The sequence below is a fragment of the Zongyangia acetica genome, from assembly GCF_038739695.1.
GTDB classification, from domain to species: Bacteria; Bacillota; Clostridia; order Oscillospirales; family Ruminococcaceae; genus Zongyangia; species Zongyangia gallinarum.
Map to the genome: position 1 here is coordinate 1 of NZ_JBBEWN010000009.1, position 22,354 is coordinate 22,354.

The 22,354-nt window shown below is 41.2% G+C and carries 26 protein-coding genes; 23 read left to right on the plus strand and 3 right to left on the minus strand.

Features of this window, described 5'->3' with window-relative positions; all coding sequences use genetic code 11:
- The coding region (locus WGC32_RS09105; protein ID WP_342681458.1) for an IS110 family RNA-guided transposase at positions 1–993 on the minus strand (993 nt) is incomplete at its 3' end.
- Positions 994–1,280: 287 nt separating this feature from the next.
- Between WGC32_RS09105 and WGC32_RS09110 the strand changes: the two genes are divergently transcribed.
- The 12 genes from WGC32_RS09110 to WGC32_RS09165 all read left to right on the plus strand — a co-directional run bounded on the left by WGC32_RS09110 (position 1,281) and on the right by WGC32_RS09165 (position 9,018).
- A complete protein-coding gene (locus WGC32_RS09110; RefSeq protein WP_342681459.1) occupies positions 1,281–1,991 on the plus strand; it encodes an N-6 DNA methylase in 711 nt (236 codons plus the stop codon).
- Complete coding sequence (locus WGC32_RS09115) at positions 1,988–2,392, plus strand: hypothetical protein (RefSeq protein WP_342681460.1); 405 nt, start codon at positions 1,988–1,990, stop codon at positions 2,390–2,392. Before WGC32_RS09110 ends, WGC32_RS09115 begins: the two co-directional genes overlap by 4 nt.
- Positions 2,379–4,355 (plus strand): NAD-dependent DNA ligase LigA, encoded by a 1,977-nt coding sequence (gene ligA, locus WGC32_RS09120; protein ID WP_342681461.1) that lies wholly within the window; start codon positions 2,379–2,381, stop codon positions 4,353–4,355. Before WGC32_RS09115 ends, ligA begins: the two co-directional genes overlap by 14 nt.
- Positions 4,356–4,411: 56 nt before the next feature.
- Positions 4,412–4,882, plus strand: a complete 471-nt coding sequence (locus WGC32_RS09125; RefSeq protein ID WP_342681462.1) for a hypothetical protein — start codon at positions 4,412–4,414, stop codon at positions 4,880–4,882.
- A 13-nt stretch (positions 4,883–4,895) separates the two neighbouring features.
- Positions 4,896–5,123 (plus strand): hypothetical protein, encoded by a 228-nt coding sequence (locus tag WGC32_RS09130; RefSeq protein WP_342681463.1) that lies wholly within the window; start codon positions 4,896–4,898, stop codon positions 5,121–5,123.
- Positions 5,120–5,383, plus strand: a complete 264-nt coding sequence (locus WGC32_RS09135) for a hypothetical protein (RefSeq protein ID WP_342681464.1) — start codon at positions 5,120–5,122, stop codon at positions 5,381–5,383. Before WGC32_RS09130 ends, WGC32_RS09135 begins: the two co-directional genes overlap by 4 nt.
- Positions 5,380–6,207: a hypothetical protein gene (locus WGC32_RS09140; RefSeq protein WP_342681465.1), complete on the plus strand. Its 828-nt coding sequence runs from the start codon at positions 5,380–5,382 to the stop codon at positions 6,205–6,207. Before WGC32_RS09135 ends, WGC32_RS09140 begins: the two co-directional genes overlap by 4 nt.
- The gene (locus tag WGC32_RS09145; RefSeq protein ID WP_342681466.1) at positions 6,155–6,586 is read left to right on the plus strand and encodes a hypothetical protein; all 432 of its coding nucleotides are present in this window, start codon (positions 6,155–6,157) and stop codon (positions 6,584–6,586) included. The genes WGC32_RS09140 and WGC32_RS09145 overlap by 53 nt, the downstream gene beginning before the upstream one ends.
- 32 nt (positions 6,587–6,618) lie before the next feature.
- Positions 6,619–7,293 (plus strand): YkgJ family cysteine cluster protein, encoded by a 675-nt coding sequence (locus tag WGC32_RS09150; RefSeq protein ID WP_342681467.1) that lies wholly within the window; start codon positions 6,619–6,621, stop codon positions 7,291–7,293.
- A gap of 25 nt (positions 7,294–7,318) precedes the next feature.
- Positions 7,319–7,537: a hypothetical protein gene (locus tag WGC32_RS09155; RefSeq protein WP_342681468.1), complete on the plus strand. Its 219-nt coding sequence runs from the start codon at positions 7,319–7,321 to the stop codon at positions 7,535–7,537.
- Positions 7,538–7,607: 70 nt separating this feature from the next.
- The gene (locus tag WGC32_RS09160; protein ID WP_342681469.1) at positions 7,608–8,336 is read left to right on the plus strand and encodes a YkgJ family cysteine cluster protein; all 729 of its coding nucleotides are present in this window, start codon (positions 7,608–7,610) and stop codon (positions 8,334–8,336) included.
- Positions 8,329–9,018: a hypothetical protein gene (locus tag WGC32_RS09165; protein ID WP_342681470.1), complete on the plus strand. Its 690-nt coding sequence runs from the start codon at positions 8,329–8,331 to the stop codon at positions 9,016–9,018. The genes WGC32_RS09160 and WGC32_RS09165 overlap by 8 nt, the downstream gene beginning before the upstream one ends.
- Positions 9,019–9,074: 56 nt before the next feature.
- On the opposite strand, the gene WGC32_RS09170 is transcribed toward WGC32_RS09165, so the two are convergent.
- On the minus strand, positions 9,075–10,502 hold the full coding sequence (locus WGC32_RS09170; RefSeq protein WP_342681471.1) for a hypothetical protein: 1,428 nt from the start codon (positions 10,500–10,502) through the stop codon (positions 9,075–9,077).
- A gap of 71 nt (positions 10,503–10,573) precedes the next feature.
- Positions 10,574–10,804, minus strand: coding sequence for a PF20097 family protein (locus WGC32_RS09175; protein WP_342681472.1), 231 nt, complete (start codon positions 10,802–10,804; stop codon positions 10,574–10,576).
- Positions 10,805–11,114: 310 nt separating this feature from the next.
- Here WGC32_RS09175 and WGC32_RS09180 point away from each other — a divergent pair, with 310 nt between their 5' ends.
- The 11 genes from WGC32_RS09180 to WGC32_RS09230 all read left to right on the plus strand — a co-directional run bounded on the left by WGC32_RS09180 (position 11,115) and on the right by WGC32_RS09230 (position 22,346).
- Positions 11,115–11,492 (plus strand): zinc ribbon domain-containing protein, encoded by a 378-nt coding sequence (locus WGC32_RS09180; protein WP_342681473.1) that lies wholly within the window; start codon positions 11,115–11,117, stop codon positions 11,490–11,492.
- Between the two features lie 61 nt (positions 11,493–11,553).
- On the plus strand, positions 11,554–12,114 hold the full coding sequence (locus tag WGC32_RS09185) for a hypothetical protein (protein WP_342681474.1): 561 nt from the start codon (positions 11,554–11,556) through the stop codon (positions 12,112–12,114).
- A gap of 9 nt (positions 12,115–12,123) precedes the next feature.
- Positions 12,124–12,633: a hypothetical protein gene (locus WGC32_RS09190; protein WP_342681475.1), complete on the plus strand. Its 510-nt coding sequence runs from the start codon at positions 12,124–12,126 to the stop codon at positions 12,631–12,633.
- Positions 12,634–12,962: 329 nt separating this feature from the next.
- Positions 12,963–13,439 carry a single-stranded DNA-binding protein gene (locus tag WGC32_RS09195; protein ID WP_342681476.1) on the plus strand — a complete coding sequence of 159 codons (477 nt, stop codon included), beginning with the start codon at positions 12,963–12,965 and terminating at the stop codon, positions 13,437–13,439.
- A 113-nt stretch (positions 13,440–13,552) separates the two neighbouring features.
- A complete protein-coding gene (locus tag WGC32_RS09200; RefSeq protein WP_342681477.1) occupies positions 13,553–14,335 on the plus strand; it encodes a hypothetical protein in 783 nt (260 codons plus the stop codon).
- 25 nt (positions 14,336–14,360) lie between these two features.
- Positions 14,361–16,232 carry an AAA family ATPase gene (locus WGC32_RS09205; protein ID WP_342681478.1) on the plus strand — a complete coding sequence of 624 codons (1,872 nt, stop codon included), beginning with the start codon at positions 14,361–14,363 and terminating at the stop codon, positions 16,230–16,232.
- A 28-nt stretch (positions 16,233–16,260) separates the two neighbouring features.
- The gene (locus WGC32_RS09210; RefSeq protein ID WP_342681479.1) at positions 16,261–18,555 is read left to right on the plus strand and encodes a vWA domain-containing protein; all 2,295 of its coding nucleotides are present in this window, start codon (positions 16,261–16,263) and stop codon (positions 18,553–18,555) included.
- A gap of 72 nt (positions 18,556–18,627) precedes the next feature.
- Positions 18,628–19,740, plus strand: a complete 1,113-nt coding sequence (locus WGC32_RS09215) for a hypothetical protein (protein ID WP_342681480.1) — start codon at positions 18,628–18,630, stop codon at positions 19,738–19,740.
- Between the two features lie 12 nt (positions 19,741–19,752).
- Positions 19,753–20,499 carry a DUF4313 domain-containing protein gene (locus WGC32_RS09220; protein WP_342681481.1) on the plus strand — a complete coding sequence of 249 codons (747 nt, stop codon included), beginning with the start codon at positions 19,753–19,755 and terminating at the stop codon, positions 20,497–20,499.
- Positions 20,500–20,542: 43 nt separating this feature from the next.
- Positions 20,543–21,415 carry a hypothetical protein gene (locus WGC32_RS09225; protein WP_342681482.1) on the plus strand — a complete coding sequence of 291 codons (873 nt, stop codon included), beginning with the start codon at positions 20,543–20,545 and terminating at the stop codon, positions 21,413–21,415.
- The gene (locus tag WGC32_RS09230) at positions 21,408–22,346 is read left to right on the plus strand and encodes a hypothetical protein (protein ID WP_342681483.1); all 939 of its coding nucleotides are present in this window, start codon (positions 21,408–21,410) and stop codon (positions 22,344–22,346) included. Before WGC32_RS09225 ends, WGC32_RS09230 begins: the two co-directional genes overlap by 8 nt.
- Positions 22,347–22,354 lie beyond the last annotated feature (8 nt).

Genomic DNA, 22,354 nt, shown 5'->3' on the forward strand with positions numbered 1-22,354 from the left:
GGAAATGCTACGGCTACGGACATCTATTTGACCGGATTGGTAGGGCGGGGCGTCAATACCCGCAAAGGCAACCAACGCTTTTTTGGAATGAAAACGGCGTACATCGCCAATTTCAGCCATGAGTTGGGGGCCGAGGGTTGGGCCAACACCAAACATCCCCATCACTACAGGATACTCCGGCAGAGAAGCTGCCAGGGATTGCATCTCCTGTTTGAGAGCAGCTAACGCGGAAGAAGTTGCCCGGAGTTGGGAAATGGCCTGTTCTACCAAAAGTTTTGCTGTATCCGTTTTCGGCATGACACCAAAGTGTCCACAGGCGGAGGCATAAATGTCCAGCGCCTTATCCTCGCTGAAATTGTAGCCGTGCTTTCTGCACCACTTCTGGTATTGGGTAGTAAAGGCCTTCTCAGACCGGCCACAAACGCACTCGCAATGCCAAAAAGTAGCGACAAAGTCCACCCACTTCTCGCTGCCATCGGCGCGGGGCGGACTGGTAAACAAGCGGTTTGCGTCCGGGAAAGCAATGTCCAGCAGGGAGATCAAGTTGTTCTTCAGCATGGTCTGAACTTTGGAATACTGTTGGTACTGCCGGTAGCAGATTTTCAGCATGAGTCGGGTATCCTCCTCCGGGATATATCTCGGCAATGTGAGCCAGTGGTCAAGACCGTAGTTGGCCAGCTTTACGGCATCCTTTTTGTCGGTTTTGGCCCGTCTTAAACTGTTGTTTCCGTAGTCATGCACCAGCATTGCATTGACTACCGAGACATAAAGGCCCGCGTCGTGGAGCAGCCAGGCCACCGGAGCATGGTAATTACCCGTGGATTCCATCACCACACGGGTCTCGCCGTCCAGGCTTTTGAGCAGTCCTGCCAGCTCGCTCAGTTCATTGGCGGTGTGACGTACTTCAAAGGGTGAAACCACTACCTCTCCGAAGGGCCGCATGACTGCAATCATGCTCTTACCCTTGGAAACATCGATGCCAACGCAGTTCATTCACATTCCTCCAATACAAAGAATCTGCAACCGGAATCCATCTTTTCTCGCTGCCGATTCAATCTATTGTGTGACACGAACTCTCCGACATCCGGTGGTTCAACCTGCTTAAATCGAACGCTGCAACGAGAGGATGGCTAACAGTCTTTCACACGGACATACAAGCCCAAGGAGTGATTGGTCAGCCAGTTGCTCCTCTCATTGTAGCTTAGGCACGAGATGGAAAGAAAGCCGGACTGGCTGCCCGGCTTTCCTGTCCAAATTTATTGTAATAGAGAGGGATGCAAATGGCTAAAAAAGTACAAAAATCCGCATCAGAACAACTCATCGAAGAAATCCAGACATTAGGACAAACGCAAGGATTAAACAATGTGTTTACCACATTTCTCGAAATGCTTGCTGTCTCTCTTAATGCTCAGGTAGATTCAAGATATGCGGAAGAAAGAGAAAAACGATATCAACAAATGGTCTCCGGAATGTCTCAGGAAATGCTGTCTACATATGCAAGAATGTTTGCGTTGATGTATATGGCTGTCAAAGAGCATTCGGAGGAACCCAGCGATATTCTTGGAAGTATCTATCACAGGCTCGGTCTAAACAATGAATGGAATGGACAATTTTTTACGGATGACCATATTTGCCGTATGATGGCTATGTTCGTTAATCCGGTTGATGAATTGCCTGACGAAAAGCCATTTACTGTCAATGATCCTGCTTGTGGCTCTGGTGCGATGTTTCTTGCTTCTGCATGGGCTATGAAACGAAAAGGAATAGATTATCAGAAGAAATGCCTATTTATTGGCAGGGATATTGACATCCGATGTGTGTGGATGGCCTATATTCAGATGTTCTTGTATCAAATTCCTGGGATTGTCGTTCATGGGAACACCATCACGATGGAAGAATGGTCCGAATGGGTCACACCATATGCTCTTCTGTCCCTGTCCCAGGACAAAAATCCTTCTGCTGCTCAACAGAAAGAGGAGATCCCAGCATGAGAGAGAAAGAAATTTCTTCAGATGGCTTAAAATTTGAAGATCTTCGTAAGCGATATGGAACCGGCAGGTCCTATACGATTTCTGGCAGCGGTAAAAACCGTGTGACAGGTTATCGAACCGGAGTGATGACCAATATTGGTGACATAGAGGTTTCACAATGGGAACGACTTGTTCATGAGTTGATCAGTAGAAATCAAGAAGAGGAATTATATGCGCATCTTTGCCAGTGGATAAAGGAAACTGCACTCTGGCTGCATGGAAAGCACGAAATTGAGCAATATGCTTTAGAATTGCATGCAGACAGAATTTTTGATAATCCCAAATGGCGCGATTACATTCCATTCAATCAAAAGTATCGACCAGATATTATAAGAAAGGAGCTTGCACATGAGTGCGAATAACTACAAAACAAATCACGAAAGAATGCTTGAGTTAATAGCGATAATCAATGAAGCAGATATCGCCTATTACCGTGATGACAGACCTATTATGACAGACCGGGAATACGACCTCATACTGGACGAACTGAAAGGACTGGAACATGATACTGGTTTGATTCTTTCCAATTCCCCAACCCAAAAGGTTAGCGGAGACATTCTGGAGGAGTTTACACCAGTACGCCATACCAGACCAATGCTTTCGGCAGATAAGACCAAGTCAATTGATGACTTGGTTAAATTTGCAGCCGGTCAACCTGTCTTACTCAGTTGGAAAATGGATGGGCTCACCTTGGTGCTGCGCTACGAAAATGGCAAACTGCATCAAGCAATTACAAGAGGTCGTGAAGGAATTATCGGAGAAGATGTTACCCATACAGTACGCACTTTTCTGAATGTACCTCTTACCATACCCACTCAGAAATCCTTTGAGGTTCGTGGTGAAGGCGTCATTTCGTGGGAAAATTTCGAGAAAGTCAATCTCAGTCTGGGAGGAGACTACACCCATCCAAGAAATCTGGCAGCTGGTAGTGTTCGTAAACTGGATGCCGGCGAAGCCAAAAAGAGAATGCTGGAGTTTTGGGCATTTGATTTGGTCAGTGATGAAATGGAGTCTGGTAGCAAGTTAGAGCAGCAGCACTTCCTGGAGCACAATGGATTTTCCGTAGTGCCTTACATTCATCTGGATGCAGGTGTGGATGATAAATCGGTGCGTGAAGCCATTAACAGTTTCCAGCCAAAGAAATATGCATATCCTGTAGACGGCCTCATTATGGAGTATGATGATATCTCCTATGGGCGCAGTCTTGGTGCGACCGGTCATCATGAAAACAGGTTAATCGCGCTAAAATGGCAGGATGAATTGTATGAAACTGAGTTTTCCGGTGTGGAGTTGGCAACAACAAGAACAGGTATGGTAAGTATTACTGGACTGTTTAAGCCGGTTAACATGGATGGAGCTGTCGTCAGTCGAGCTTATCTGCATAACCTGGACATTTTTGATGAATTCCAGTTTGGAGTGGGCGACAAAATTAAGGTTTACAAAGCCAACATGATCATTCCCCAAATTGCAGAAAATGCTACGATGAGCAACACCTACTCTTTACCTATGGAGTGTCCCTGCTGCGGACAACCATTAAGCGTAAAGAAAACCAGCGGTGGAACTCGCCAGCTATTCTGTGAAAATCCGCGCTGTGCTGCAAAACTGGTACAGAAGTTTAGCCACTTCTGTGAGAAGACTCGAATGAATATCGAAGGTCTTTCTGCAGTCACTTTGGAGAAGTTTATCGGGCATGGTTGGATTCAGAACTTTGGAGATTTGTATGATTTGGACCTCCATCGTGAAGAGATTATCAATACCGATGGGTTTGGTGAAAAATCCTATGAACGTCTTCACGCAGCCATTGAGAAAAGTCGCAGCTGTACATTGGCCAAGTTCATTGCCGGTTTGGGAATTCCCATGGTTGGCAGGCACGCTGGTCGAGATCTGGATCGTCATTTTCATGGTTCATGGGAAGATTTTGAAGCTGCAATTCAATCCGGTTTTGATTTTACAACCCTCCCTGATTTCGGACAGATCATGAACGATAACATCTATGCATGGTATGCAGATGAGCAGGAAGCCAAACTCTGGCGTCCGTTATTGAGTAAAGTTGAGTTTATAAAGGAGAATCATTTTATGAATAGAAATACGAACAATCCGTTTTTCGGAAAAACTGTTGTGGCAACTGGTAAGTTAGTGAATTACACCCGCGATGGCATTCAGACAAAGCTGTTAGAATTAGGTGCAAAGCCTACGAATTCTGTTACTAAAAATACAGATTATCTAATTGTTGGAGAGAAAGCCGGAAGCAAGCTGACAAAAGCTCAGCAACTCGGGATCCCTACACTGACTGAACAGGAATTTGAAAACATGCTGGCAGAATAAGCTGGAACAAACTATGGCGGAACAGGAAACTGTTCCGCTTTTTTTGGAGGCTGATTATGAGACGAAAAATTATTGGTACAAAGGATTTTCAAGGAGCAGTAGATGTTACGGATCCATGTTATAGCAGGAATGTTTGGTGTCGGATGAATAACATCTCAATCAAAAAAGGCCTGTATACCTGTATCGCTTGGTATCATACCGAAAAGTTTTCCGTGAAGGAGCAAACTTACACGGAAAAGCATGTTGGGATTCTTGGCATATATCTAAATGGTATTATTCCACCTCAAAAAAGCATGGAGGAAATAGGATCCATCGGTGTAGATGCAGGACTGGCTGGTTTTTTTCATAACAAACCAGATTATAGTGATGATGAATGGTCAAGATTTTGCGACAGCATAGCAAAAGGGAGCGTATGGCTTACAGAGGAAGGTTTTTATAGCTTTTCGGGCTATGGCGATGGTTGCTATGGCGTTTATGCTCAAAAATCAGACAATGAAATCGTTGCTTTAGAAATCAGATTTATTTGAAAGGAGCACAATTATGAATCAGCAAAAAAAATGTATTGAGATTACAGGCAGCCTAATTTGCCCAATTCAAATTGGAGCAGCTGCTCTTATTTGTGAAGGAGAGTTTTTGCGCAGAACATCACCTGTTCTGGGGATGGATAACATTTCTCAGACCGAGATTCAGTTTGAAACGCAGAACACAAATTATTTGCTTCATATCTCTACCATACCGGAATTAGTTGGGCAGGAGGTTATGAAATGAGTCTGGAGGATTATCCAAGCATTGAATTACCTTTACCAGATGGCACTCGTTTAAAAGCCGTTGCCATTGATGATGAAAACTTTCCGGCAATCAATCTTTATTGGGATAGGAATACGGACGATCCGCTAGAAGAAATATGTTTTGCAGAATTTAATCCTGAGCGAGACTCTCAACACAGGCTTTGCATAGGGGTCTACCAGTCCCATCTTGAAGATACAACATATTACAAGCCATATATGGCAGAAAGGGAATGTGAATGATTCAAATTAAATCAATACAGTTATCCTGGGTTGATGTAGCCAAGGCTGTATCATCTGAACTTCAGAAGCTGCTTGGTCGTTGTTTTTATTGTATCGCCTCAATGGATGATCACGATTACTGGGGTATATCGATACAGAATGACAGAGTTGACTTAACAGAACTGGACTTCGTTTTTGATACGGTAGAAGCTGAAGACCGAGTGAGAGAAGACACCTATTGTGATGATGGAGATGTCTCTTTTAATGCACTCGGAATGGGATTATCGGATCTTTTACTGAAACGTAGCTTAGGATTAGATTGGATAAAAGAGTACATAGACCGAGAATTTCTTTATTTAATTGATGTGAAAGAAAAAGATTCAGATAATATGAGTCACATCCAATTAGAAAATCTGGGTGTTGATCTGAAGCAGCTCAGAAGTATGAGTCAGCTTCTTATATACCTCCAAAACAATGGATCTACACACTCTGCATTGATGGACTTTTGCGAAGAATATCGCGAGAAATATCACAATGAGCTGTGCTGGCCGTATCCTATATCGGATGGTAGACATCTCGGAACTTTTTTGGTTTTGGTTAAAGAAGGAGTTCTTAGCCTGCCTTATGACATTGCGGACGAAGAGAATGGTGAGATTTTCTGTTTGAGTGAAGTAAGATTGTTTGATTCAGGTTCTATGCAGGAATTTATCGAATCATGGGATCTGTTTGACGAAGATCTCCATCAGGCAATGTACGCAATGAAAAAATATTTGAAAAATCAGGAGGATCAATATGTCGCTCAAAATAGACTGGGTAATACACTGTGTGGCAAATGGAGCATGTGATGAATGCAACAATATCGAAACAGGTTTTTTGCCCTATGCATGTAATGCGCATACACATGGAATGATGAGATACGGTCATATGGATTTCCAGCTTGTGTTGCGCATAAAAGATGAGGAGATAGCACGCATTCTGAACACTCTTGGACTGCGGGTACAGTCAGGAGAAGTATTTCATGCCGGTGACTATGTTTCTGGAATTTACGAGGATTGTGATATCCGTTTGGATGAATTCGAGGAAACCGGTCGTAAAGTGCTTAGGGTTATTATTCCGGATGGAAACAATATCTTCCCGGAGGACGAGCATTGTATGCCGGTCTATCGCCTGCAGATGTTGCAAACAGAAGATCTGTTCATTGCAGGTTTAGAACATCTCTCATGAGATATCGAATTTTGTTCAGAAAGGAAGATCATATGAAAGATTTCATAGCAAAAATGGTTCCGATAAAAACAACAGACCGATTTTCATTTCGGTGCAGTCAATGTGGCGCCTGCTGCAGAAGAGTGCGGGAAAGCGTACCACTGGAAAGTCTCGATGCATTTCGCTTAGCAAAATTCTTCAGAGACTCCGGAGAAAAGGTGTGTTCTATTGATGATGTTCTGGCTGCTTATGCTGAGCCGGTACTGTTGCATGAATCTGGTTATTTGGTATTTATGCTTAAAACAGTAGGTGAAGATGATGCTTGTATATTCTTGAAAGAGAATAAATGCACGATTCACAGCGTAAATCCGCGAGCTTGCCGTACATATCCTATTTCGGTAGGACCTAATGCAAAAGGCGGTTATGAACAATTTATCAGCATGGAACAACCGCATCACAATACTGGCCCGCAAATGTCGGTCAAAAAGTGGATACAGAAGCGGTGCTCTAATCAGGATTTTGCATTCTGGGAAAAAGAGTACAGTACGGTGCAAGAGATTGCAAGGCTACTTGAAAAAGTGCCGGAATGTGATAAGCCGAGAGCAATGATGCTTTTCATTCACTATAAGTATTCAAACTTTGATTTAGACAAGTCCTTTATCAACCAATATAAGCACAACAACAGTTGCTTGATTGCTGCTTTGAGAAGACTTGCCGGAAAATGTTAAAGCCAATAAAGGCAGAAAGGAAATCATGATGAAAAAACTTATACTAAACTACAAAGGTAGAGATGATTGGGAAAGACCTGTTTATGAGTCGAATGGTCAGGTATATGTTGATGTCAATCCGTATAAGGAGCGTAAAGCGGATATCCATACGAAATGTGACAACGACTTTTACGGCGAACCTGATATGCCAATCAGCGAAAACCTTGAGGTTGAATTTGTTCCAGGCAGAGATACTTGGAACTGATCAGGATGTAAAATCACAAAAAGGCGTCGAATTATTTCGGCGCCTTTAAATATTTTGGAGGTACAAAATTATGGATAACAGATTGAAAGAAATCGTGGATAACTTTGATCAGATGAAAATTGGTTTGGATGAGCCGTTTAAATTCCACTGTACTATGTGCGGTAAATGCTGCATAGATCGAGAAGACATACTTTTGACGCCAAGAGATATATATAATATGTCGAAAGAGCTTGGTTTGAATCCCCGTGACTTTTTTATCACTTATTGCGAGAATTATATAGGCAGCGATTCCAAAATGCCAATTGTAAGGCTCAAACCGAGAGGCTCCATTAAAAGATGTCCTTTATTAAAAGACCGAAAATGTTCAGTGCATAAAGCAAAACCAGCTGTATGTGCAATGTTTCCTATTGGTCGCTGTATTAGATTTGAAAATGAAAAAGAAAAAAATCCAGTTGCAATGTATGGAACCGAATACATTTTCACAAATCCTGGATGCGGTGATAATTCTGAAACTCACACTGTTAGTGAATGGTTGAATGAATTTGGAATTCCCATTGATGATCCGTTCTTTTTCAAGTGGAACAATACCATCATGAAGCTGGGCTCCATCTTCCGCAAGGCTGAAGGAAAAGTAAAAGATGAGCTGATGGAAAAGGTTTGGACTCTTACTTTTGTTAAGCTTTATTTGGACTATGATATGGAGAAAGATTTCCTGCCTCAGTTTGAGAAAAGTTCTGAAGAACTTCTTACAGTGATGCAGCTTATGCCTATTCCGAAAGGTGGTAAACAACATGGATGATACTCGCAACCAAAACCAAATTATTCGCAAGGATGCCCGTGGATGTTTTGTTGAAAGCCTAAGCGATGCATTTGAAATAGGCAGGATCCATTTTGTTTTTGCTACATATGATCTTAGCCGTCCGGCGGGCCAGCGTCAAACAAATTATATATCTATCTACATTACAGCAGATGAATTTCTTGAGTTGTGCAGAAAGACTGAATGCGGTGAGCTTCGCTATATGCTGCAGAATAAGAAAAAAAGTGGAGATAAAACTCCACTTTATCAGTGCCTTGGAGGTACTTCTGCAGAAAAGCTAGCAAAGCAAGGTCGTTCTCGGAAAGATGGAATGAGCCAATCAAGAACAGCTCAGCTACTCTGTGGCAGTAAATCCGATTTTCTATTTGTAGCTGACAGTGGTCCTGGACAAGCCAATGATAAAGGATTGATAGTCCCGAAATTCGGAAATAAACCTGAAAATCATGTGGCGATTAGCATGACCTTTGAAAGCTTTAGCGAGTTACTGCTTATAACAAAAACACATTACGAAGCCTGGTTATCAGCTTGGTATCTTGTTAAATTTCAGTCAGGAAAGAAAGAACCGATTACATCTCATAATAGCACATATCAAACGGGGGACTCCGGAGAATCGATGTTCCAAAGTATCATAAAATCATCCCCTTTAATGGATGATGTAGGATAACTATTTTTGTGGCGGTACAGTCTATACTGTACCGCCACTTTTTTATATATGGAAAATTAGGTTCTACGCTTTCTTATTAGAACAACAACGACAATAATCACGATTGCAAATATAAGGACTATTCCGAGAAAAATTAAAAGGATCGGTGACAAATAATTATTAAAGATAGGTGCGGTCGGCTTAGAATCGGAACAGAGAGTAAATGTGAGTTCACCTTCTGGCAGATTTGAAAACTTGCATATGTAACCACTATTTGATTGTTCAAACCCCTCTGGTCCGCTTTCTGTCATGTAAAATGGTGTATTCACCATAATATTTAAAGTGCCAAAGTCTTTCCAACTTTGTGCAGGAGACAGTAGGTATGTGTATTCGTAAATAGGGGGCTCATAATTGGTGTTGATAGATGGATATACAGGAGCAGTCACGGTATTAACTATTTTCTCACCGGGTTCCAATACTATCTCATACTCATACCAGCGCATTAACTGGTTCGAGATGTCAAATTGAAATTCTGAACCAGGAACAACGCCATATTCCCACTCGAAGTATTTCATTGATTCTACAATCGCATTATACCAGTCGTATTCTAAAATGCCGGAATCTGCTTCATATTCAGATAGAGCCAGTTCCTTAAATGTTATGACATTTGTGTTTACCAGGGTCATGGTACCATCAATTTCTTTTTCACAAGACCCATCTTCATAAAATTTCCACTCTGGCATTTGAGTCAATGGATTTCCAATTACATTTAGAACAAACGGTTCATCTTGAACCCAAGTTTCGACTTGGATTCCATTATCTTGAGTTTTGGCACCACTTTGATTTTCTAGCAGAATTTTTGTTTTGTTTTGATCTGCAGAGAAGATAAATGCCGCATTTGCAGCCCGATATGTTTCAGTATCCACATTGCTCGCAACAAAGGTATATTGAGTTACAGGTAAATCCGGTTCGTAAAACTCATCATCCATATATGAGCTATGCAACATGGAAACATCTCTGTTCAGTTCAAACTGGGATCCATTCAATGAAAATGTGTGGCGTAGTTGTTTATCAATCGGTGTCCCGTCAATTGATACATTGTACCGTTCTGTATCTGCGGTCCAGATTGTTTCATCTGTTTTCGAATTGCGAATTATCCCATAATCAGGGACTGTTCCAAAAGGGAACGCAAGTACAGCGTTTACAGTGTAATCCGCTGGATTATAAAAAGTGTACTCTGCAGTCACTTTTCCATTATAGCTCAAATAATCTTCGGACTCATTGTAGTACTGCTTTGGAAATTCGTTAATATCAAATGTCAAATTTTCATTCTCAACGACAATCGGACACTCATCATTTGTGATAATAGCTCCTGTAGCGGTTGTTCCGGTCCAATGGGTCTGTGCTGAATTCGCGGATGCATGTGGTGGGATTAAATTCAACATCAGAAAAGATAAGCAGAAAAACAAAATAAACCTTCGGAATATGCAAAGTGTCCTCTTCATAGTTAGCACCTCCTTGAAATATGAGTAATTTGAATCGTTGAAATAAAAAATGATAATTAGATAGTGCGGGTTCAATCAATATTGTTTTTATAGCCGGAGCTATCAATAATGATTCTTTTGCATTTGGGACAGCAGTCACTCTCTATGTGATGAGGAGACAGTGCTGGCTTACCAAGCTGAAGGGAAAATGTTTCATCATCATCAGTTAACAAACTGATTTTATGCTTCTTTGTGCTCCATAAGGTCATTCCACAATTTAGATAACCATGTATCATTTCAACATTACAAAATGGACATTTCATAGTTATTCCTCCGCCTAAACAATCCAATTTATATAATAATATTTCCTCTCAATACTATTATACTTTGTATAATGCTATATCTCAACAGAGTGGTTTTAATTTGTTTGTAAAACTGTAAACCTTATTCTTACTGATCTTATTTCTATATTTTTTTGTGTGAAAACAAAATGGCATATAAAATGGCAAGATAAATGGCAAGGTTGATGCCGATGACATGCAAATTGTTATGTGGTATACTTTTAATATCCACACTTAGGCTTTGATGAGAACGGTTTTAAAACCGAAATTTTATACAAAGGAGTGTGTTGACATGAAATACTGCCCATATTGCGGCGCATCCCTTGTGGATGACGTCGTTTCTTTTTGCTCGGAATGCGGAAAGGAATTACCTCATTCAAACTCAAAAGAGGTTAACGAGGAAAAAGAACCCAAAGCCCAAAAGAGTATTACTGCTCAGAAATTGACCAAAAAAAAGAAACGTCCTCCGCAAGAAAATACCGAAACATTACCAAATGAAACAGAAAAGAACGATCCTTCTTACGATGGGTATTATGATGACATCGTACCAAGTGACATTGGAAAACACCGTGAAGGCATCGATTGGGTGATGATGAAACGGGTTGGCTTAGTTGCAATCGGAGTGTTATTGATCATTTCTTTATGTGTTGCTGCTATGTATCTGTTGTAATGTTACACTTTCGAGAGCGATACCGTGTAATAAGGTAAAGCTCAAAACGAGGTGAACACTAATGTATATTTCGAAAGGTATGGTTGCAAGACCGTCTACAGAAGAATTACTATTTGTAACACGGTGTGGGGTCGAATTTCGCTTGACTGGGTTAGAAGCCGACTTGTGGTTAGACGGTAGATTTTCTTTTGCCTATGAGAAAACAGAAGAACAGAAAAAGCATTTGCAGCATTTGGCACGAATGAATTTGGTTGAGTATAGAGAGGAAACGAGTGAATTAGCTCAGTATCAGATCTTGACTCAGTGCGTCCTATGTCAAACAAAACCTAAGATGCGTTTTTCCAGACTCAGCACAAAAGAAAAAGAACTTTTAGAATGGATCTGTCATGCGGGTCTACATCTATCTGTAGCAGAACTTGTTTACCTGAATGAGAAAGGTATTCGTCCTTCGTCTGAACTGCTATATTCCTATAACAGGCAGAAATTGACGGAAACCATCTATTTTCAAAATAACATTCAGGACAATATTTTAGAAGTACAGATGGAAAAGGCAGCAACACGAGATGAAACCATTAAAAACATTCTGAGTTTGCTCAAGAAAAAACGGATACTGTTATTGTGAGGTGATATAATGAAAGAGAAGTTTATGGCTTTGCCAGAAGCTTTACAAAAACAACTGATAATACGTTTCGGAGCAGGGTCAGTGTTTTTAATTCTCACCATTTTAATCCTGGTTTTGTATAAAGATGTTTATCTTTTAATACCCTGTTTGGTGTTTGCGGCATTTTTTTACGTGAATGGCATTTACGTTTGGCACACTGTTACAGGAAACAGGTATATCATATTAGAAGGTCTATGCAGTTCAGTTGATAAAACGCCACTACGTAAACGTGTGAAAAACATTTACCTTGAAACGGAGTCAGGAACTGTAAAGATTGTGATCAGGCAATGTATAAAACAGATGGAAAAAGGAGATACTATCCGAGTATATATCTCTAAAAATACACCGGTTTATGAGCATGATCAATGTAAAGTGTTATGCAGTTACCTTGCATTGGAAAAAATGAGAAAGGGGAAGAGCAATTATGACAGCCGAGAATTTACTGGTGCTGCTGGACGAAATCAGGAATCTGATTCATGAGCATTCTGATAAAGACGGACATATGGACTGTGACACACAAAAAGTCTATCTTGCATTAGAGCTGGCAAAAAAAGAACTGCTCCAAACTCAGTCATCATAACTAAGAACTTTTTCAGACGGATTGACTGAGAGGATAAAGTATGCTATAATAAAAATAACAGTTTCAAGGTTTTCAGTTGAAAATCCATAGTATCAAGGTTTACAAAGTGTCAGTTAGCACAATTGTGCTGATTGGCACTTTTTTTGTTTCTCTCGGTTTCTGCCTGGAAAACAGGTTGAAATAAATATATTTGATAGCAGGTAACCCCTGCAAGAAAGGAGTCTTAACTATGTTAATGACATTTGGCACCCCGGTTGTTATATCAAAAGGATATAACGACACCCCCGCACTCAAGTATTCGGAAAATAACGATTCTGTACGATTCAGAGTCGGATACAAAGTGTACGATACTCGTGCGGAAAACAACTCGCGCTGGGTTAACTTCTCTGCGAAAGCGTTTGGTCCTCTCTGCGAGCGAATTAAAAATATGAAGCTCAAGGAAGGCTCTCTTGTCACGATTCTTGGCCGTTTGGATGAGGATACATGGGAAGATGCTACAACCGGCGAAAAGAAGAGTGTTCCCGTTATCATTCTGACAGATATTGAATACTGTTTCAGTGGTGGGAACAAAAAAGCCGACAATAATGGCAATCACGAAACACCGCCTGTCTCCTCTCCCGCTGCTGCACCGCAAAATACTTCTACACCTGAAAATTTTACAGGATTTGAAGCATTTGGCGGCGGAAATTCTTTTTTTGATGAATAAGGAGGACACAGAACAATTGAATCAGGCGCATTGAAACGCACATGAGTTACAGATAAACTGCTCATGTGCGTTTTTTTGTGCCCAAAAATGAGTACAAGAAAGGAAATATGCCAATGAATCGAAAAGAACACAAACGGCATATGGCTTATGAAGCGCTGATTCTATTAGGAATGCTTGCGCTTCTGACATTTATCTGCCGACTTTGGCCGATTTTACTTTTGATTATTCTGGGCATTTTTGTAGCAGTCATCCGGCTCTTGTTTCTCTCTTCAAAAACGGTAGAACCCATTGAAGTGCAAACAACCGTTCAGGAACCTACGCCAATTCCCACCGAAAAGGATGTACGGGATCTTGCCTACGGCGTGATTCAGCGTCGAGTCACAGAACTGGTATTGGCAGAATTTCCACAAGCTCGATGGATCTGGGAAAATCCGAACGCCAGAAAAAGCATTGAAAGTGGTGAATCCGTCTATATCTTGCTTAATCGAGCCGGCGGTTATCGTCGTGCTAAAGTGGAAGTCCAAAATCTTCAGATAGTCGGCATACAGTTTTGTACTGCCGAAGGGCCATGTCCTCAAAATGAATCTGAAGAAAATATGGAATCTACAGAAAACCATGATGAGGGATTTACTGATGAAACCAGTGATGATTCCACCTGTGAAGAAATCCCTGAAAACTATGAACTGTTAGCTTTTGAATGGACTGAATCTCATATGATAGATCTGAATGAGCGCTGTAATGAGGCTATCGGACAAGGAAAGCAATCAATATTGATTTCCGAGGAAGAGCTTCCTGCAAAACAGAGCTGGAAAAACATTTGCGACGAGCTAATGCGTTCTGATATTGAGCTTGCAGTCTGTCAAGAAAACGGTATCGAAATCAAATTTGCGCAGTAAAACTGCAGAAAGGAAATCAAGCACTATGAGTGTAACAAATTTATTTAACTTTTCACGTTCCCTCCCAGCCCCTTTTGATACCCTCAGAAACAAAAAAGTAAAGGTTTCATCGAAGTATGGATCAGGAATGGAATCTACTCTTTGCTCTTCGGCAATTAAAGCAATTCATGCTTTGTGCCGTTGTATGGATGGGTCTTCAGAAGGCGCAGTTGGTACCATTGATAACAGAACAGTTGCGGAGTACAAATCTTCTATTGGACCAGATTCCTATCATCTCGTTGTGTATGATACAAAGGCCGGAAATCTGCTTGCCAGTGTATATGACAAAAGCACCGAAGTGATGGAGGTTTATACTCTGAACAACAGCGGTAGAGACGGTGCAGCAGTCCTTATGGCTATGATGCCCGCTTTTATGGAAGATGAGGAATTCAGCAAACATCTGGAAAGCTATCACAATCATATGAATGATGGTTTTTCGGATTTGTCTGCAGCAACAGATGATATGGCAATCCTTTGCGACAATATGTACCGCCGTGTAAAAGACGAAACGTGTGCGGCGCATGTTAAGGTTGTTTTGGATAAGTCCGGAAATCTGATGCGTATTTCTCAAACACAACTGGATTCCGGTGCGTATACACCAAACGATGTTATAGCCGGAGAGTTCACTGTATTTGCTCAGACGGGACCAGTAGTCATCAAACGCTCTACTAACACAGTAGAACACAGCGACTTTATTAGCAAGTATCAGTTTAATCCCGGACGATCCTTATCTCCGCTGGAAAAATCGCTGGTTCCACAGCTTCCCGCATGGTATATCATACCGGATGAAGTGGTAGACATCTGCAAACACGCAAATGCTACAACTGGAAAAGCGATGCCGATGCGTAATTTTCTGCTGCGTGGTCCTGCAGGTACAGGTAAAACAATGGGCGCCAAAGCAATTGCGGCGGGGCTTAATTTACCTTACATGAAATACACCTGTTCGGCAGGCACAGAAATTTTTGATTTCGTCGGCATGATTTTCCCGGAAACCGATTCTGTTTCTACGGGAGATGCTGAACTGGATCGCGAACGAGAAGCTTTGAAGGCAATGGGCGGAATCAATTATGCCAATGTTGCTGCCTTGATGCACTTGCCTGACTTGGATGATATGGATTATGATCCAGCAGGTGTATATAAGGCTCTTACGGGGATTGACAATGATGACGCCTCCGCTCAAGACTGTATGAGTATTGTCTTGGATAAGGTTACGGAAAAAGTACAGCAGCTCAGCAAACGTGCAGAGAACCATCAGAGCAGTGGACAGTCATACACATATGTGGAGACCGACTTTATAAAGGCTCTGAAAAATGGGTATGTGATTGAAATCCAGGAGCCAAGCACAATTATGCAGCCTGGCGTTTTGGTGGGTCTTAACTCAATGCTTGAGCAATCTGGATCTATTACACTGCCAACCGGAGAAATCATAAATAGGCATCCAGATGCTGTAGTGGTTGTTACCACAAATATCAGCTATGAGGGTTGCCGTGGACTCAATCAGTCTGTTATCGACCGTATGAGTCTTGTCGGAGATGTTGAGCTTCCGGCACCTGAAGTCATGGTACAGCGCGCCATGAGTGTAACAGGATGTGCAGATGATTATCTGGTATCCCAGATGGTGCAGGTTGTCAACGATATGTCTGACTATATGAGGAAAAACAGTATCACAGACGGTTCTTGTGGCATGAGAAGCTTAATCGACTGGATTATCAGTACCGAAATTACCGGTGATCCATATGCGTCGGCATTATATACCATTATCAGCAAGGCAACTGCTGATGAGGATGACCGACAAGCTCTAATCAATACCGTATTGGAACCGATATTTGCGCCAAGACGCTCAAAGAAAGCAGTATAAAATTTTAAGGAAGGAGGTTACCCTACATATGGCAAGGGTGAATCACAAAAAAGTCAAGCAGATGCTTGACCAAAATCGCAGTAAAATTACAGACCGTCAGTTCTTTACTTCGCGTATTTTAGCAGGACATTATGAAGACATGGCGATTGCGCAAACCAGGAGATACAAGTATAATCGGCGCATTCACATGAAACTTATATGGAAACCCAGAAGCGATGAAACCGCAGTAACTAATAACAGGCATATTTTGATAAATGCAGGACATCCATTGGTAACAAAGAAAAATCGAACTCGTGAGGATCGATACGAAATTGTTACTGGCATGTTTGCGCACGAGCTTGGGCATGTGCTGTTTACGGATTTCCCCATACAACAGACCCACAATAATTTTATGGGAATGTATAAATGGTATCCAGAACCGCCGAGTCTACTTTTTCCCGATGATGCAAAGAGAGAAAAAGCACTTTGGGAATATGCAAAAAAAGAACCCAGAAATCTCGAAATGCTTCAATCAGTTTCTCATTATGTTTGTAACATCATTGAGGATGGTTATGTTGAAAGTCGTATGCTTTCACGGTTTCCAGGAGTCCTTGGACAAAATCTTGCAACTCTGCGAGATCAAATGTTTGAGGATATGCGAACTGTGACTCAACTGATTGAGTCTGAGGAAGATGAAGAACGTCCAACTCATATTTTTCAGAGTATCGCTCAACTGCTGCTCTCCTATGTAAAGTATGGAGAAATTAAGTACGGCGAGGCTTCCAAAAAGGACGAAAGGATTCAGTTGGTTTTTAGCCTGATATCAGATCTGGATAATGCAATTATGGTTACATCCGGAAAAGAAAGGCTGAAAACAGTAAATTTAGTCTTAGTTCGTTGCTGGGATTATATTGAAAGCTTTATTGAGGTATGCAAACAGCGTCAGGATGATGCAAAAGCTGCAGGCGAAGAAACATCAGTGTCAGAAACACTTGCAAAAGCCTTTGGTTCTGTGGTAGGAGGTTCTTGTGCAGGCGAAGGTGATACCATCCCTGTCCCGGAACCACGTACAAGCTCTTGCCCAGCATGCAATGCCGGAAAGAGAAAAGCCACAAAAGCAATTGCTGAAGGCAGCGATGAGGAAGATAATTCTTCCTCATCAGAATCGGAAAATGCTGTCAGTGACGAAAAAGAAGATGATGCGTCAGATAATTCCGAGAATAGTACCACTGCATCGCAGTCATCAATAGGGGATGACGGTGTAGAAAGTGGCGCACTAAGTGGAAACGGCAAGAAGAATGTTTCCTCTGAAGAAGAAGGAAGAATCCCTTATCAACAGACTGAAAGTGTCTCTGAGCCGACTGGTGGTGAAACATCCTACAATGATGACTATCAGCGTGAACATTACGAAAATGCAGCTTCTGATATCGAACGTCTTTTAGATAAAATGGCGGAAAAAGCTGCATGCGAACAACTTGAAAACGAGCGACTCAGGGAACTAAATGAAGCTGCACAGAATATCTCTTATGGGGATATTCATGCGGGTGTACAAATACGCGTCAACCGTATTGCCGATGTCGATAATGAGCTTATAGAGCAATATGATCAAATTTCGGCACCGCTGATCCGAATTTCTAAGCAGCTGCAAAAAAGTATCGTTCAGCAGTTAAAAGACAGACAAAGAGGTGGAAAACAAACAGGCTTGGTAATGGGACGCAGATTGGATGCGCACGCATTATGCCGAAATGATGGCAAGGTTTTTTACAAAAACGCCTTGCCAAATGAGGTCCCCCAGATATCTGTTGGTTTATTGCTGGACGAGTCTGGTTCTATGTCTTCCTGCGACCGTTGTACTTATGCCAGAGCTGCAGCGATTATCTTATACGATTTTTGTCATAGCTTGGGTATACCAGTAACAATTTATGGTCACACAACGGGATACGACAGCGTAGAATTGTTCTCATATGCTGAATTTCAAGACATTGATCAAGACGACAAGTACCGCCTTATGGATATTTCCGCTAGAGGAAGCAATCGTGATGGCGCGGCTCTTCGATTTGTAGCCGAGAAAATGGTGAAACGACCCGAGGAGATCCGTATTTTAATGCTAATCTCAGATGGACAACCAGCTGACAGTGGTTATTACGGTGCAGCTGCAGAAGAAGATCTGAGAGGTATTAAGCAGGAATATCGTCGAAAAGGATTGCTTTTCATCGCAGCGGCAATCGGCGATGACAAGCAGAACATCGAAAGAATCTATGGTGATTCCTTCATGGATATCACTGATCTAAATCAACTGCCCATAAAATTGACGGCTGTAGTAAAGCGTCACATAGGGGTATAAACAACATCACTATAACAATGATGGGCAGCTGAATTACAGTTGCCCATCTGTCTTTAAGAAAGGAAAATCATTATGCATTTTAAGACAATGGTAGCTGTAAATATTGCTCCCATAGTGGAGGATGAGAAAAGAAATCAGGAAATCAGGGATATGATCCAAAAACTTTCGGATTCCAGGTCTGAAAAAGTTAACCACATGCTGGAATGGCAAATCAGCCGCTTGCGTAGCAAAGTTACTGGCTTCTCAAGCGCTGTAGACGACATGGTCTCTGAAGTCATGGAACCCTATTTTCAGGATACAAGAAATCCTGACTATCTTGAGTTCTTTGATATGACAGCAGAATTAAGAGAAGATTACAACAGTACAACTGACTGTATTAAACTGCCAGAAGGCAAAATTGTTCAATTGGATCGTCCTCCATATTACACGAACTACATTATTCAGGATGGAAAGGTTTTTCAGCAGCAAGCTGGAAAATTACATCATCAGAAACGTACCAAAAAAGCCAAAAAAATTCAGGCCTTGCCTCAGTATCCCATTTCCTCTCTCTATTCATCTTTTGAACAATATGCAGAATCATTTGGATTTGAGTATGATGGAAAAAAGCAAGGATATGGGTATTACTGTAATCCAAACACTAGATGGGACTGGTATCAAATTGGCGGAAGATGGCCAGAAATGTTCTTGGTTCGTACAGATTGCAAAGAGTATTCTGAAGGAGAAAGAAGCTGGTGTAATGAAGATGCTCAGCTTGAAGCTCCGGAAGGTTACATTTGGGTTTCTGCAGCACGAAAAAAAGACATTGACTGGGATGCTATGCGAAAATGGGATCATCAAAAATCGGTTAAAGCTTATGAAAAATATAAGTCCATGTTTCTGGATGGAAAATTAGAAGAAGGGTTTTATGGACAAATTGTAGAGGATGGTATCATTTTCGTAGACAAATATCTCTATCATAAAGGTGAAACCTTAGAAAATTTTCTTGAACGCTTTGCTGTTCCGGACACCTGGAAGTATCCTTTGGGAGTCAACGATATTGTAGATGCTGACAATTGGTGGGAGCAAGATGATTTGAGTTGCGCATTATCTGATAATCGCAATTCGGATTGGCACACTTCCATTGATGAGTACATAGACAATGTTGATGATGACATGGTGCTTGTTGGTGTAGATTATCATATTTAAGGAGGAACGGATATGAATCAAAAATATTTACAGGGGATTTCCAGCGATATGGAAAATTTAGATAGTACGGTTTTCTTTGAAGCTACTCCCGAAAACATTTCAGCTTTTTTGGCACGGCACCGGTGGGCAGAAATGTCTGCTATTGGCACTATGAAAGATCAGTCTTTCTTATCTGCAAAAATGGGTTTGATAGACACTTGTCCAGATCAAGAATATTTGGCGAAAAAGATTCTTCCGATTTATGCTAAGGTTCAAATGGGAAGTATTCATGTACCAAAATTGAAAACAGTATCAAAAGAGGTGGCTCTTTCTGAGAAATGCCCAAGACCAGACTGGAATTATTTGCGCTGGGATGGTTACAGTGATAAAAAATATCAGGACATTCTCAGTGGCAAGGCTCTATTAAAATTGTTTTGGCATGGAAAAATGGCTTTATTGGATTTACAGGTCTGCTCTTATTACAATGAAACAAAATTAGCTCTGAAATTAGTAGATTGGAGCCAAGAAGATCCAGAGCCTTGGGGAGATTTAAGTGTAAATTTAGGAATTCCTGTAGAAAAGGACTGTGCTTTTATCGACACTAACAATTTAGGGGAAGAAATCCTTCCATGGATAGAAAAAACAGGATTAGGATCGCCTACAGGTCGAACTGAGCGAAGCGGATTTGTGGTTTATCCAGAGTATCACTTCAATCCGGGACGACTGAAAGAGTTGGATGACTTCGGATATGAACTGTACGAAAATCTTTTCTGGAGGTAACTAAAATGCTAACAGCAAAATTGATTACACAGGGGGCGTTTATATGCTCATAAACAAAACAGGAGCTGAATTCCAGTATAATGGAATGGCTTTTAAAATCGGCGAGAGAATTATTGCAAATTCACAAAGTGAGTATTCCGGCTTAATAGGACACATCTTAGAGATCAGAGATGGTGAAGATAAGGAAACAGAAAATGAAACTCCAGATATTTATTGCGAGTTTGATGTTCCACCCTTGCCTTATGATGTAAAAGCTCTTGAAAAACATTTTTCAGAGCTATACGGAGAAACGAAAAAAATCGATGAAATCCCACTTGATTGCATCATCATGGCTCCTGAAATGCTAGATACAATGACTACTATTCAGGAAAATCAGGAAAAAATTATTGTTTATGCGGTAGAAGAAGATTGGTCTGTTGATGGAGAATCAGGGCATACCACATCACTTTTTGGAGATTATCAATATGCTAAGATAGCACTATGCGAAATGCTTCAAAAAGAGCAGAATACTGGTTGCATCCAGATATTTCGCAATGCCGGCAGTTTCATATCTGAATCTGACGAGCACTCATATGAGTGCTGGATCGATGGTGAATACATTGAAAATCATTATTGTCTGAATTTGATACAAAAAGAATTGCTGCTTAGTTCGGGAAAATTGGGAGAAATAGGTCGTGAATATCTAAAACAATGCAGAATCGAAGACTTTGAATCTCAGTTAGTACAGTCCGACATAACTACAGACCTTACAGAAGACCAGTACCACAGCCTAATTGAGGATCCCAGTATTCCAGAAAGAATTGAAAAGACTTTGGGAAAGAACGATTCTTATTGGGATAGCTACTGGCATTCGATATCTGAGGTCATCGGGGATTTAACAAAAAAGTATCATGAAGGAGGTGAAGCAAATGTTTGATAAACATGAATCACGCCATATTTTGACCAGCATTGTTTCTTATCCGGAACGCGGTGAAGGTGGAAACAATAAATATCGCGGAAATTGTTCTCCAAAACTTATTGAGGATTTACTTGGCTTTTTCAAGCCGATGGAAATCTGCGACTATATGTGTGGTAGTGGCACAACAAAAGCCGCTGCTGATAAACTGGGAATCCGCAGTCATCTGTACGATCTACATAGTGGATTCGATCTAATGAATTGCGAAATTCCAGAACGTCCAGAATTCATTTTCTGGCATCCTCCATACTGGGATATAATCAAATACTCTGATGTTATGTACAAAGCGTCGGAAGTAAAAGAGAAATATGGATACGATCCTTGTAAGGCGGATTTATCCCGTATCCCAGATTGGGACAGGTTTGTTGAAGCGATGAACTATGCAATGATGAAACAGTTTTGTGCTCTGGAAAAAGGCGGTCGTATGGCTGTTCTTATTGGAGATATCAAAAAGCGTGGAAAGCTATACAGTATGCTTGCAGAGATTATAAAGCCAGGAACGCTGGAAAACATTATAATCAAAGCGCAGCACAATTGCTTTTCTGATCAAATACAGTACAGTGGAAAATTTATTCCAATTCTTCATGAGTATGTACTGGTTGTGAGAAAAGATAATGCCCTTATCTATCCCATTCTTTTTACAACAGAGAAGAAACTGGACATCCGTGACATGCCAGGAGCTACTTGGCGTGATGTAGTCGCAGCTGTATTGACTGAGAAAAAGGAGGCTGTATCCTTAGAAGAAATTTACAAGGAGGTGGAGCTATACAAAAAAGCTCAAAAAAATCAATGGTGGAAGGAAAAAGTTCGCCAGACTCTTCAATACCATCCGGATCATTTTTTTCATGCTGGACGAGGACTTTGGGGCCTTCGTCAAAGGCATGCAGTGTGAATCGGAAA

Coding starts and splice junctions, on each gene's coding strand:
- WGC32_RS09110 (WP_342681459.1), top strand. CDS start 1,281: ATGGCTAAAAAAGTACAAAAATCCGCATCAGAACAACTCATCGAAGAA.
- WGC32_RS09115 (WP_342681460.1), top strand. CDS start 1,988: ATGAGAGAGAAAGAAATTTCTTCAGATGGCTTAAAATTTGAAGATCTT.
- ligA (WP_342681461.1), top strand. CDS start 2,379: ATGAGTGCGAATAACTACAAAACAAATCACGAAAGAATGCTTGAGTTA.
- WGC32_RS09125 (WP_342681462.1), top strand. CDS start 4,412: ATGAGACGAAAAATTATTGGTACAAAGGATTTTCAAGGAGCAGTAGAT.
- WGC32_RS09130 (WP_342681463.1), top strand. CDS start 4,896: ATGAATCAGCAAAAAAAATGTATTGAGATTACAGGCAGCCTAATTTGC.
- WGC32_RS09135 (WP_342681464.1), top strand. CDS start 5,120: ATGAGTCTGGAGGATTATCCAAGCATTGAATTACCTTTACCAGATGGC.
- WGC32_RS09140 (WP_342681465.1), top strand. CDS start 5,380: ATGATTCAAATTAAATCAATACAGTTATCCTGGGTTGATGTAGCCAAG.
- WGC32_RS09145 (WP_342681466.1), top strand. CDS start 6,155: ATGTCGCTCAAAATAGACTGGGTAATACACTGTGTGGCAAATGGAGCA.
- WGC32_RS09150 (WP_342681467.1), top strand. CDS start 6,619: ATGAAAGATTTCATAGCAAAAATGGTTCCGATAAAAACAACAGACCGA.
- WGC32_RS09155 (WP_342681468.1), top strand. CDS start 7,319: ATGATGAAAAAACTTATACTAAACTACAAAGGTAGAGATGATTGGGAA.
- WGC32_RS09160 (WP_342681469.1), top strand. CDS start 7,608: ATGGATAACAGATTGAAAGAAATCGTGGATAACTTTGATCAGATGAAA.
- WGC32_RS09165 (WP_342681470.1), top strand. CDS start 8,329: ATGGATGATACTCGCAACCAAAACCAAATTATTCGCAAGGATGCCCGT.
- WGC32_RS09170 (WP_342681471.1), bottom strand. CDS start 10,502: ATGAAGAGGACACTTTGCATATTCCGAAGGTTTATTTTGTTTTTCTGC.
- WGC32_RS09175 (WP_342681472.1), bottom strand. CDS start 10,804: ATGAAATGTCCATTTTGTAATGTTGAAATGATACATGGTTATCTAAAT.
- WGC32_RS09180 (WP_342681473.1), top strand. CDS start 11,115: ATGAAATACTGCCCATATTGCGGCGCATCCCTTGTGGATGACGTCGTT.
- WGC32_RS09185 (WP_342681474.1), top strand. CDS start 11,554: ATGTATATTTCGAAAGGTATGGTTGCAAGACCGTCTACAGAAGAATTA.
- WGC32_RS09190 (WP_342681475.1), top strand. CDS start 12,124: ATGAAAGAGAAGTTTATGGCTTTGCCAGAAGCTTTACAAAAACAACTG.
- WGC32_RS09195 (WP_342681476.1), top strand. CDS start 12,963: ATGTTAATGACATTTGGCACCCCGGTTGTTATATCAAAAGGATATAAC.
- WGC32_RS09200 (WP_342681477.1), top strand. CDS start 13,553: ATGAATCGAAAAGAACACAAACGGCATATGGCTTATGAAGCGCTGATT.
- WGC32_RS09205 (WP_342681478.1), top strand. CDS start 14,361: ATGAGTGTAACAAATTTATTTAACTTTTCACGTTCCCTCCCAGCCCCT.
- WGC32_RS09210 (WP_342681479.1), top strand. CDS start 16,261: ATGGCAAGGGTGAATCACAAAAAAGTCAAGCAGATGCTTGACCAAAAT.
- WGC32_RS09215 (WP_342681480.1), top strand. CDS start 18,628: ATGCATTTTAAGACAATGGTAGCTGTAAATATTGCTCCCATAGTGGAG.
- WGC32_RS09220 (WP_342681481.1), top strand. CDS start 19,753: ATGAATCAAAAATATTTACAGGGGATTTCCAGCGATATGGAAAATTTA.
- WGC32_RS09225 (WP_342681482.1), top strand. CDS start 20,543: ATGCTCATAAACAAAACAGGAGCTGAATTCCAGTATAATGGAATGGCT.
- WGC32_RS09230 (WP_342681483.1), top strand. CDS start 21,408: ATGTTTGATAAACATGAATCACGCCATATTTTGACCAGCATTGTTTCT.